This is a genomic window from Polynucleobacter sp. QLW-P1DATA-2 (assembly GCF_001870365.1).
In the GTDB taxonomy this organism is placed as follows: domain Bacteria; phylum Pseudomonadota; class Gammaproteobacteria; order Burkholderiales; family Burkholderiaceae; genus Polynucleobacter.
This window is the reverse complement of sequence record NZ_LZMQ01000003.1, coordinates 198,071-208,965: the sequence shown is the minus strand read 5'-3', so window position 1 is coordinate 208,965 and position 10,895 is coordinate 198,071. Positions and strand designations below refer to the sequence as shown.

Sequence of the window (10,895 nt, the reverse complement as noted above, 5' to 3'; positions counted from 1 at the left end):
GCAATGCCGTATAAAAATTAATGCAAATTAATAAAGAGATTGCTCAAGAACAGCGCATTCGATTGCGCGACGATATCACCTGGTTTAATTCCATCCAAGATTTGTACATAATCAGCCTGCATTAACCCCACCTTCACCACTCTCTTGAAGTATTGAGTTGACTTATCGGAATTAGTCGCCCAAACGACAAAGGTTCCATCTGCCTCCCTTACCAAAGCCTTGGCAGGAACTGCTGGGGACAAAATAGGGTCGCCTAATACAACATTAAAGTCAGCAATCATTTGCGGGCGCAGTTCATGGTTGTCGTCAGTCAAGTTTGCTCGCAATTGAATGCGGTGCGTCACTGGATCCGATGATTCGCCTACAAAAAAGACTTTGCCTGAATAGGTTTTATCGGGGTATGCCTGAACTCTGACATACAGGGTTTGTCCAACACGATAACGAGCAATCTCACCTTCGGGGACGCTAGCTACCATCCATAACCTCGTGGTATCAGAAACCGTCACGGGAGCTGGGGCAGTGCCCGGCTGCACCAATTGACCGGGGGCGGCATTACGAGCAACCACCTTGCCTGCAACAGGGACTCACCACAATCGTTTCGTTATCGATCTTACGGCCCGCTAAGATTTGCTTAATTTGCGCATCAGTCAAACCAAATAAGACAATCGTCTTTAGGGCCGCTTGATAATTAGCATCAGCAGTCTGCTGATCTGAAATATTTTGCTCTAACTCTTTGAGTGAAATTGCCTTTGTATCGTACAAGCTCTTTGCACGCTTCAAAGTCTCATTACTCATCTTTAAGACACCGGCTGAAGAGACTAATGTAGAAGCAGCTTGAGCCAAATCTGGACTCAAGACGGTATACAAAGCTTGGCCTACCTTGACGTCTTCACCAGCTTGAACCAATACTTTGCCAATACGCCCTTGGTAAGGACCAAATACCGGGACAGTTTGATCTTGATTGAAATCCACAATACCTACCGCTGAACTATCTTGCGAGAAATCCCTCTCAATCACTGGGCCCGGCGTAACCTGCTGAACCTGCTCTGGAGTAATGATCAGAGAATCATTTGGACCTAACTCCGTTTTAGGTTGAGAAACTTCATTCCAGTAATCAAAACCTGCAAAGCCAACTTTGACACAAATCCAAACAATGATTGCTAGTGCAAGCCATTTACGCTGCTTGGGAGATGTTTTGCTTTTAAATGCGCTAGCTACTTTGGTATAGATGCCGCCGATATACCCTGGTGCACTCTTAAGGAGGAAAACAGTCTCTTCAAAATATTTGTTGTACTTAAGATGGTTTAAGTAAATATAGTCAACGTACTTTTGCAAATACTTGGCGTAGATGGGATTAATAAATTTACCCAAGTATTTGGTATAAAAACTCTTTAATGCATTGAAAAGTGCGCAGGATATTTTGGATAAATTCATTTTTCTGTTACCGCTTTAATTGGATCCACAGGAACCCTTGAACCGATACGTAAATGCCGGACTGATTTTATAGGGTTTCTCAGTAGGGCTACCAAAAAACCTTTAAATTAACCGCTAAAAATTACACTTTTCGAATGCTGCACATTTATGGTGCAATTGGAAAGCTGCGGCCATTCTCAATGACATTGCAGACCGTGTCAACCAATAAAAGCATCAGCGATCTAAAACTCGGCATGGACCCTAAAAGAAAGGACATTGACCGGGCCCCTAGCAGAGTTATAAGCAGGATTAATGATGTGCTGGAAGTTAGCGCCAAGCAATACATTTTTAACTACCAAGGCGTTGTAGTAAATCTCACTAGTTTGCTCTGGCTTGTAAGAAATCGTTTGCGCAGGACCAGCATAGGGATAAGGCGTATCACCAATGAAGTTTGAAATACCTCCAGCTTGCAAGTAGGCCCTTCTATCCGAAGAAATACCATTGAGCATTGCAGATATACCTATCGTATCTCTTGCCCTACCCCAGCTCTCGCCATTAATACCCATACCAACCGACAAGGATTGATCTGCCTCAGCAAATGCCATGGTTTCAGTGTGGCCATCCGATGTGAAGGCTCTCATATAGATACCCATATCTTTAGTCAGTGCTTGTTCGGCATTTAAACCAATACCCGTTTTAATCTGCGCACCATTTCGCACGTTAAAAATGGCTTGCGTGCCCTGGGCATTATTTGCCAACAGGTAAGCTGTGGCATCGGTGTAGCGCGCCATCACCATCCGATTGCGATAAGCAAGCACGCTCACCTTGCCCGGCAAGTCACCAATAGTGTGTTGACGCTCCACTTCAATTTGATCGCCGTAGGAATTAAAGATTTGCCAATTTAAATCGCGCCCATTAGGATCTTTTGGTGCCAACATGCGTGAAGCTCGAAACACCCAATTATCGCGATACCACTCACCCGCCAAGCCCCAGCTGTAGCCGCGCGCATCTGCAGCGTAATCATAAGCAAGATAAGTCATATTGCCCCAGTTCATAAACTGAACGCGAGGATCTTTAGCGTATTTACTGTCATCGAAGATATCCAGGGTCGAGAATTGACCCGCTGTAATGACAAAGCGATTGCTACTAACAATTTGGCTAATTTGGTTCGCATCGTTATCTAATTCAACTTTGCTACCATCTTGATTGATGGTTTGGCGTAAAAAAGCACGCGCAGAATAAAAGTGGGCTTGCGCTCCTTGAGCACGAGTGGCTTCCCCATTGGTTGGACCGCCTAAACCATTTAATCCTGAAAACGGCACGCCTGAAACTACTTCTGGATTGAAATAAATATCGGTATCAGAAGCTAGGCGAGCGCCAAAGAATAAAGTGCCCGACCAGGTGTAACTCATGGACTTTTGCGGCAATAAACTATTTTGGCCTTGATAAGGAGAGTTAAAGGGGTTATAGCGTTGATTGACATAGGTAGTTTGACCATGCACATTCATTGGCAAACCCAATACCTCGCCTTCCGTTGGCAAACCTTCGATTGATTGCTCGACACTAGAAATTTGGTCAGCACCAGACCCCGCCCTCTGCGCATACGCAGTAGCAGTCATCAAGCTCAGCAGGAATATGAGCAGTAACTTGCGGGTCATTCACAATTTCTGATTGGGCTGCCAAACAAGCATTCAAGGCAACGGATTGAAAGAAAAAATCGGGTAAACACAGCCTGAGATTGAAGCCCAAGGGGTGCCACAACCCAAATTATCCCCAAAAAGGGGCAATATACCTAGATTTTATGTCGCTGTAGTGACAGATTAACGACGATCCATCAAGGCGCGGGCCAGGGTACCAGCATCAACGTATTCAAGCTCACCCCCTACTGGGATGCCCCTGGCAATACGAGTGACCTTAATGCCTTTGGCTTTGAGAACTTCGCCAATGTAATGCGCAGTAGCTTCGCCTTCACTAGTGAAGTTGGTAGCAAGCACTACTTCCCGAATAGATACACCAGTGTCGGGACTCTCAATGCGAGTCAGTAAGCGATCAAAATGAATTTCGTTCGGACCCATACCATCCAGTGGTGAGATGCGGCCCATCAGTACAAAGTAATTGCCTTTGAAGCTGAGGGTTTGCTCAACCATCACTTGGTCGGCAGGCGTTTCCACAATACACAGCAGTGATGGATCACGACGCTCATCGGAGCAAGTGCTGCAGATTTGGGTTTCTGAGAAGGTATTGCAACGTGCGCAGTGACCGACAGTCTCTACTGCTTCACCCAATGATTGAGCCAATACTGCTGCCCCATTACGATCATGCTGCAATAAGTAGAAAGCCATGCGCTGAGCAGACTTAGGCCCTACTCCCGGCAATACCCGCAATGCCTCGATCAATCGACCAAGTGCATCTTGAGGGGCTTCTATGCGTGCCATCTAGAGACTATCAATTCAGTATTGAAAATCAATTAAAAAGGTAGCTTGAAGCCAGGAGGCATTGGCATACCAGCGGTAGCACCAGACATCATTTGCGCACTTGCTGCTTCAACTTGTTTAAATGCTTCTGTGTAAGCAGTCACGATTAAGTCTTCGAGCATTTCGTGATCATCCATCGCACCTGCATCTATTTGTACGCGCTTGAGTTCGTATTTGCCCGAGACCGTTACTTTTACTAAGCCACCAGCTGCTTGGCCAGTAACTTCGAGCGCAGCCAATTGCTCCTGCGCTACTTTCATCTTCTCTTGCATCTGCTGAGCCTGTTTCATGAGGCCAGCAAGTCCACCTTTCATCATTGCTTTATTTCCTTTGGAGCTTATCTATATAGAGTGAAATTTAATTCGTTACTGTATTTTTTAAATATGTATTTAAGGCTTTATTCATCAGAGTGGCTTGACTGAGCCACCAACCACTTTGGCGCCAAACTCTTTTTCTAATTGCTGAATAAAGGGATCGGCAGCGATCATTTGCTCAGCATTCATTTTCTTTTCTTGATGAATAGCGGCATCAACTTTGGCAACAGTTTTGCCCTCTACTTCGCCCTTTTCAATCAGGACCTTCACAGTTTTCCCAAAGTGAGCAGTCAGTGCATCAGCTAAGCGTCCGACGGATGCTTCGGAAGCGAGTTGTGGCATGGGCGTTACAACAGTGGCTTTAACTCCCGCCGCTGAATCTACCCAATCTTGTAATTCTGTCTGAAATGCCAACTGCTGCACCAGACCACGCACTGGTAATTGACGCATCAAGCTGTGCCAATCAGGGCGGTCTGCTGGATTACCAAGCGCAGCAACTGAGGCTGCTGGAGGTGGAGTTGTGGCTGTAGCTGCAGGCGCTGCTTTAGCTACAGGCGTAGGTGCGGCAGCTCTAGCGGCTGGGGCTACAGATGAAGGTCGAGCGCTATTAACTGGTGGTGCTGATGGTGCTGGAGCTGAACTCCCTCCGCCATTGCCAGGACGAAATGCCAACATGCGCAGAAGTGTCATCGCAAAACCGGTTTGCTCATCTGGGGCAAGCGATAAGTCAGGGCGGCTAGTAATCGTGATTTGGTAGAAGAGCTGGGTTTCTTCTTTTGTTAGTTGAGTGGCCAAGCGACGAATTTCAGGGGCTTCAGGCCAATCCTCTAGTACGGATTCTGGAACAACTTGTGCTGCTGCAATCTTTTGCAACAGGCTAGACAAGTCTTGCAATGCTAATGAGAAAGACATGCTGCGCTCACCCATTTCATTGGCAACTGCCAAGAGGCTTGCACCATCTTTAGCAATTAAGCAATCCAAAATACGTATGAGATAAGCATCATCTAATGTACCGAGCATGCCGCGTACGGATTCTTCTGTCACTTTTCCTGCGGCGTATGCAATGGCTTGATCAGTAAGTGATAAAGCATCACGCATGGATCCTTGCGCTGCTTTCGCCAAGACACGCAAGGCATTGACTTCGTATTCCACCTTTTCAGCAGCGAGTACTTTTTCCAAGTGCTCAACAATGAGCGGTACTGGCATTTGCTTGAGATTGAACTGCAAGCAGCGAGACAAGATGGTTACTGGAATCTTTTGGGGATCTGTTGTTGCGAGAATGAATTTGACGTGCTCTGGAGGCTCTTCAAGAGTTTTGAGCATGGCATTAAAGGCATGATTGGTGAGCATGTGCACCTCGTCAATCATGTAAACCTTGTAGCGAGCATTGCTTGGTGCATATGCTGCTTTTTCTAGGAGAGCGGCGATGTCGTCTACACCACGATTACTTGCAGCATCCATCTCTATATAGTCAACAAAACGACCTGCATCGATTTCCATACAAGCTGGGCATTTTCCGCAAGGCTCGGAAGTCATCTTGCCCGAACCATCAGATCCGGTGCAATTGAGTGCTTTTGCCATAATGCGGGCAATGGTGGTCTTACCTACCCCACGGGTACCCCCGTAAAGAGCCATGCATGGTGAAGACGACCCTGATCCAAGGCATGGGTTAGGGCCTTAACCACATGGTCTTGTCCTACTAACTCAGAGAATGTTTTGGGGCGCCACGAACGGGCTAATGCCAATGCTGTCATGTCTTACATTCTAACAAGCTAAAATGGAATTGGATGGGCCTCCCCGCATGGTGGGTTGGATAACCTGGTCAGGTCGGGAACGAAGCAGCCAAACCCAATTTCTGCCAGTGCCGGGGGTTTGGCTCATCCACCCTTAATTCAGTCTATAACCCTCAAAGACCAGCCTTCAAAAAAGAGATGAATGCAAAAATGACCTTAATTGATGAGAGCGGTGAAGTTCGCAATTTGACCTCTGAGGACATCAGGCAATTTAAGTCAGCGAAAGAAGTTTTACCAACCTCCTTATTAGAAAAACTCGCTAAACATCAGCCTCCCAATGATCTAGAAGATTAGGGTCTGCCCGTAATCTTTTTACAAATGCGTCGCGACCTTCATTCTCAGAAACTATCTTTCCATCGATCGTCCATATGCCACGCTTTAAATCTTCTGCCGTTATTTCAGGAGCATCATCGGGATCAACCCACTTAGGGTTTAAATTACCTGCATTCATATCTGGATTACGCTTTTCTGAACAAGCTTCAATACAGTTTCAGCTTGTGCAATCACCTCTATTGTCAAAGCATCAGAAACAAGATCTCCTGAATAGTCAATTGCGTTTCTTTGCTTACGTAAATGATCGAGCAAGATGAGACTATCTTTATCTAAACCAATAGTAAGGGGCAAAGCCTGCAACATGAGCTGATGATGTCCTGGCTTGCTGGTAAGTACCCTATAGCCTTTGGCTTGTAATGCTGCGTTAGCTGATTGCATGATCGCTTTGTAAGCTAAATCGAAACGGCCTTCATTACTAAGCGACTTTAGTTTGGCATCTTTCAAGCTCGATTGTGCAGCCTCTATGAGCCTGCGAATCATGAAGTGATCGATTTCTATTGCATCAAGACTGATTCCGACTAGGTTTTGTAGAGTGATCTGAGGCCTCGTTAGTGTGGAGTTGTTGCTCGTTACCGATGATGAAGAGTTTTGGTTTACTCAATACATCATGCACGAAAGCTCCATTATCTTTCATCAACTTATTCCACTCTTTATCGGCATAGATCTTAGGGTTAATCTCTCTTCCTAATTGCTCTTGCAATGGATGCAATAGTGGAACAACTTCCGCGTAACTCACATCACCTATCAACATTAGATCAATGTCACTTCTGGCATTTACATTTCCACTGGCTACCGATCCAAATACAAATGCACTTTGCAATTTATCGCTCAATGGTAATAAAGCATTAATCAACACATCACTTAGGCCTCTTGTCTTTCGTAAAATATTAGAGAGATCTTCATAGATAGGACACTCTCGATTTGCTTGGTAATGATTTTGATTGCCTACTTTTTTAACCGTCAGCAAACCTACTTCTAATAACTTATCCATTTCCCGTTTAAGAGTACCTGGCAGGGTTGCAGTGAGGCGAGCAATTTCACGTAAGTAGTAAGAACGCTCAGGATGAAGTAATAGCAAGCCTAATACGCGGCCACGATATTCAGTGAAAAGTACGGATGAGAGTGTCGACATAGCCTAGATATTGCACTAATGTTGCTTTATTAGCAACTATAGTAGCTTTTTAAGCAACATTAAGACTAGATCAAGTTAAACAAAGGGTTTAAAAGACCTTCAGAATCCTTAATATTCCCCAGATCATCCAAATAATTCCCAGGACTAGTACAGTGCGTGCGTCTAGCTGGATCTTAAATAGCTGTAATTGTCTATGTGAACACTCTATAGATACTCGCAAAGCTGACCTCCTCTAAATAGAAGAGTTCAGCGTAGAGAATTGAGATGATGATGGGTAGGGAATAAAGATGAATTCAGTGTAGGAAAGCAGTCAGCCTTCCTACGACAATTTATAAAATCTATGAGTCGCTGTCAACATAGTGATTATTTTTGGTAATTATTTTATTGAAATTACTCGGGCTTTAAATTGCGAGCGCGCACCACCTGCGCCCAAAGATCAACCTCATTATTTACAAAGCTTCGGAACGTCTCTGGGGAACTTCCAACTAAATCAATCCCATTTGCCGAAACCTTACTCTGCATTTCTGGAGACTTCAAAGCCCTAGCAACGTCTTGAGAGACCTTGGCAACAACGGCGTCAGACATCGATTTATTTGCAAAAAATCCATACCAAAGGGGCATGGCATAGCCAGGTATCGCGGCTTCAGCGATCGTGGGGACATCAGGCAATGCAGATGCTCTTTTTGCGGTAGTCACTGCCAGCGCTCTGACTTTACCCGCCTGAATGTTGGCTAGGCTGACTGGCAGTCCTGGGAAGTACATCTGCACATCTCCTGCCATGAGCGCATTTAATGCCAGGGCTCCACTGGTAAAGGGGACGTGGGTCATCGCAATGCCCGCCTTGGCATTAAATAGCTCGGCAGCCATATGGTCCGCATTGCCAACCCCCGCAGAACTAAAGTTCAATTGATCCGGCCTCTTTTTGGCATATTCAATAAACTCTTTTAAGTTCTTAACCGGAAGATCCTTGTTGACAATCAGGACTAAGGGCATTGAAGTAATTTGCGAAACTGGCTTTAAATCCTTTTTCAGGTTATATCCAAGCTTTGGATAAAACGAAGCGCTAATCGTGATAGCGTTTTGAGCAATCAAGATGGTGTGATCATCCTCCACACCAGACACATAAGATGCTGCTACGTTTCCAGCGGCTCCTGTTTTATTCTCAACAATCACGGGCTGCCCCCAGATTTCAGATAAGGACGGTGCAATAGTTCTCGCCACCAAATCCATACTGCTACCAGGACCTAGTCCAGAAATAATTTTTACAGGACGATTAGGCCAAGTACTAGGTGAAGTTTGAGCAATGCCATTACCCATGCCAATTGCAAATACAAAAAGCATTAATATGATTTTCATCGTTTTTAAACCCAAAAAAATAGCAAGAAAATGGAGGGGTACTTAAAAAGGCAAATGCTGCTCTTGACCAGACTCTTTTGCGACCTGAATCAAACTCAACTTGGTGTCTTCTGGCAACAGCAAGCCTAAATTCCTGTTTCGTATATCCGCTTGATTTTCCATCTCGCCTGGGAAATAAACTTGCTCATGCCCTTCGGCCAAAGGCACATCTTTAAGCGATCGAATGTACTCGTCAATACGAAGTTCAAACTCTTTGAGTGGCTGGAAAGCCGCAACATTTAAAGAAACAATGAAGTGTCCAGCACCACTTCGATTGACTGGATCATATGGGCCGTGCACTTGATCTAAAAATGAACTTCCAGAAAGCACACCAGACAAAATATCGACCATCACGCCCATGACATAGCCTTTGTGGCCAGCCATAGGCAGAATAAACCCTTCAATTGCAGCCTGAGGGTCGGTAGTTGGTTTGCCGTCTTTATCGATCGCCCAATCACTCGGAATGCTTTGGCGTCTTTTTTGAGCCAAATAAATCTTTCCTCTGGCTACACCTGAGTTTGCCATATCCATAACCACGGCACCATGCTTACCAGCAGGCACTGCAATAGACCATGGATTGGTGCCGATTTTTTTCTTACGACCACCCCAAGGAGCCATATTAGGGCCTGCATTGCTCATTAATATGGAGATGCATCCATTTTGAGCGCCCATGCGCGTGAAATACATGCAAGTACCAAAATGATTTGAATTTCGTACTGACACAATTCCAACGCTATGTTTTTTGGCGCGCTCAACCGACTCCAACATTGCGCGCTTGGCCACTACCTGACCTACACCATCAGCGCCATCCATCAAAGCAATAGCATTGGAATCGACTAGCAAGCTCGTATTCGATATGGGCTTCATCGCGCCAGATTGAAGTCGGGCATAGTACCAGGCTAAACGTAATAAGCCGTGTGAGGAGTGGCCCCACAATTCAGCCTGGACCAGCGTATCGGCAGCGAGTAGTGCATCTTCCTCATTCATCCCGGTACTTTGATATACCGCCTTGGCAAATTGCGTTAGTCGCTCATGCTCTATGTATTGATTGGCTTGGGTCATATATTAGCGATGAGAAAAAAGAATTTGGCCGGGCGCATCCATACGACACACCATGATTGAGCCCGTATCGGATTCTGTAATAAAGAGATCGCGGTGATCTTTGCCACCAAAAGCAATGTTGGTTGTCATATTGCCCGCGCAAGAGTGAATTCTTAATATTGGCTCCCCCCTGGGGGAAAACTTCCAAACGGAACCAAGACCTGCGTGGGCCACATACAGATTGCCCTCCTGATCTAAAGCCAAGCCATCTGGACCGGAGCCTCCTGACATCTGAATGAAGTTACCGACTCGGGTAATTGAACCATCGGCCAACAACATTGCTCGCCAAATATTATTAGATCGCGTGGCAGCAATATAGAGATGCCGCCCATTTGAGCTCAGCGCAATCCCATTGGGGCTTGGGACATTATTTAATAAGCACGTTGTCTGTCCCTGGGCATCCATACGATATACCCTACCGCTAGGATCCTGGAGCCCGGTTTGGCCCTGATCAGTAAAGTACAGATCACCCGAATCAGAAAACACTAAATCATTTAGACCTTTGAATGACTCTGTTTTGTGTCTCGTAAGCAAAGGAATGACTGTCTTTTGATTTGGATCTAAGAGCATCAATCCATATTTATGATCTGCAATAAAAATTCGTCCATCCCGATGTATTTTCAATCCATTGGGCTCTCCGTCATACTCAGCAATCAAGCTGACTTCACCAGCAGGATCGGCTCTATAGATTCTGCCAAAGGCAATATCGACAAAATATAAATTACCTTCGCGATCAAAAGCAGGCCCCTCAATATAGCAATCGGTCGCCAATGAATTTTTACCAGCTGCAATTCTCTCTTGGGAGACCTGACCTGGCTTTCGAAGTAGGTCGGGCACTCTTGTAAATATTTTTGCTTCAACAGACGGTGGGCTTGAAAACATCTACTTTCCGTTCATCATTGTTTTAGTTATTTGAAACAACAATATTACTCTAGCAAAG

Annotated in this window: 11 protein-coding genes, 1 other RNA gene and 1 pseudogene; 1 reads left to right on the top strand and 12 read right to left on the bottom strand. The window is 45.4% G+C overall.

Annotated features, from left to right (window positions below; genetic code table 11):
• Positions 1 to 17: 17 nt before the first annotated feature.
• From A9236_RS11425 to dnaX, 6 genes and pseudogenes are all read right to left on the bottom strand, one after another.
• Positions 18 to 566: an efflux RND transporter periplasmic adaptor subunit gene (locus A9236_RS11425; protein WP_255402239.1), complete on the bottom strand. Its 549-nt coding sequence runs from the start codon at positions 564 to 566 to the stop codon at positions 18 to 20.
• The gene (locus A9236_RS11420) at positions 553 to 1,434 is read right to left on the bottom strand and encodes an efflux RND transporter periplasmic adaptor subunit (RefSeq protein ID WP_255402238.1); all 882 of its coding nucleotides are present in this window, start codon (positions 1,432 to 1,434) and stop codon (positions 553 to 555) included. Before A9236_RS11420 ends, A9236_RS11425 begins: the two co-directional genes overlap by 14 nt.
• A 221-nt stretch (positions 1,435 to 1,655) precedes the next feature.
• Complete coding sequence (locus A9236_RS03640) at positions 1,656 to 3,071, bottom strand: carbohydrate porin (RefSeq protein WP_071465486.1); 1,416 nt, start codon at positions 3,069 to 3,071, stop codon at positions 1,656 to 1,658.
• A gap of 162 nt (positions 3,072 to 3,233) precedes the next feature.
• Positions 3,234 to 3,848, bottom strand: coding sequence for a recombination mediator RecR (recR, locus tag A9236_RS03635; protein ID WP_071465485.1), 615 nt, complete (start codon positions 3,846 to 3,848; stop codon positions 3,234 to 3,236).
• A 32-nt stretch (positions 3,849 to 3,880) separates the two neighbouring features.
• Positions 3,881 to 4,204 (bottom strand): YbaB/EbfC family nucleoid-associated protein, encoded by a 324-nt coding sequence (locus tag A9236_RS03630; protein ID WP_071465484.1) that lies wholly within the window; start codon positions 4,202 to 4,204, stop codon positions 3,881 to 3,883.
• 87 nt (positions 4,205 to 4,291) lie between these two features.
• Positions 4,292 to 5,955: pseudogene (dnaX, locus tag A9236_RS03625) on the bottom strand (DNA polymerase III subunit gamma/tau).
• 32 nt (positions 5,956 to 5,987) lie between these two features.
• Here dnaX and ffs point away from each other — a divergent pair.
• Positions 5,988 to 6,086, top strand: an RNA gene (ffs, locus tag A9236_RS03620) — signal recognition particle sRNA small type.
• A 167-nt stretch (positions 6,087 to 6,253) separates the two neighbouring features.
• On the opposite strand, the gene A9236_RS10970 is transcribed toward ffs, so the two are convergent.
• The 6 genes from A9236_RS10970 to A9236_RS03595 all read right to left on the bottom strand — a co-directional run bounded on the left by A9236_RS10970 (position 6,254) and on the right by A9236_RS03595 (position 10,837).
• The gene (locus A9236_RS10970) at positions 6,254 to 6,445 is read right to left on the bottom strand and encodes a hypothetical protein (protein ID WP_071465482.1); all 192 of its coding nucleotides are present in this window, start codon (positions 6,443 to 6,445) and stop codon (positions 6,254 to 6,256) included.
• Positions 6,442 to 6,807, bottom strand: a complete 366-nt coding sequence (locus A9236_RS03615; protein ID WP_201721713.1) for a HEPN domain-containing protein — start codon at positions 6,805 to 6,807, stop codon at positions 6,442 to 6,444. Before A9236_RS03615 ends, A9236_RS10970 begins: the two co-directional genes overlap by 4 nt.
• Before the next feature lie 22 nt (positions 6,808 to 6,829).
• Positions 6,830 to 7,459, bottom strand: a complete 630-nt coding sequence (locus A9236_RS03610; RefSeq protein WP_071465480.1) for a nucleotidyltransferase domain-containing protein — start codon at positions 7,457 to 7,459, stop codon at positions 6,830 to 6,832.
• Between the two features lie 390 nt (positions 7,460 to 7,849).
• Positions 7,850 to 8,815: a tripartite tricarboxylate transporter substrate binding protein gene (locus A9236_RS03605; protein ID WP_083393484.1), complete on the bottom strand. Its 966-nt coding sequence runs from the start codon at positions 8,813 to 8,815 to the stop codon at positions 7,850 to 7,852.
• Positions 8,816 to 8,857: 42 nt separating this feature from the next.
• On the bottom strand, positions 8,858 to 9,916 hold the full coding sequence (locus tag A9236_RS03600) for an Ldh family oxidoreductase (RefSeq protein ID WP_071465479.1): 1,059 nt from the start codon (positions 9,914 to 9,916) through the stop codon (positions 8,858 to 8,860).
• 3 nt (positions 9,917 to 9,919) lie between these two features.
• Entirely contained in the window at positions 9,920 to 10,837 is a 918-nt protein-coding gene (locus A9236_RS03595) for an SMP-30/gluconolactonase/LRE family protein (protein ID WP_071465478.1), read from the bottom strand.
• Positions 10,838 to 10,895 lie beyond the last annotated feature (58 nt).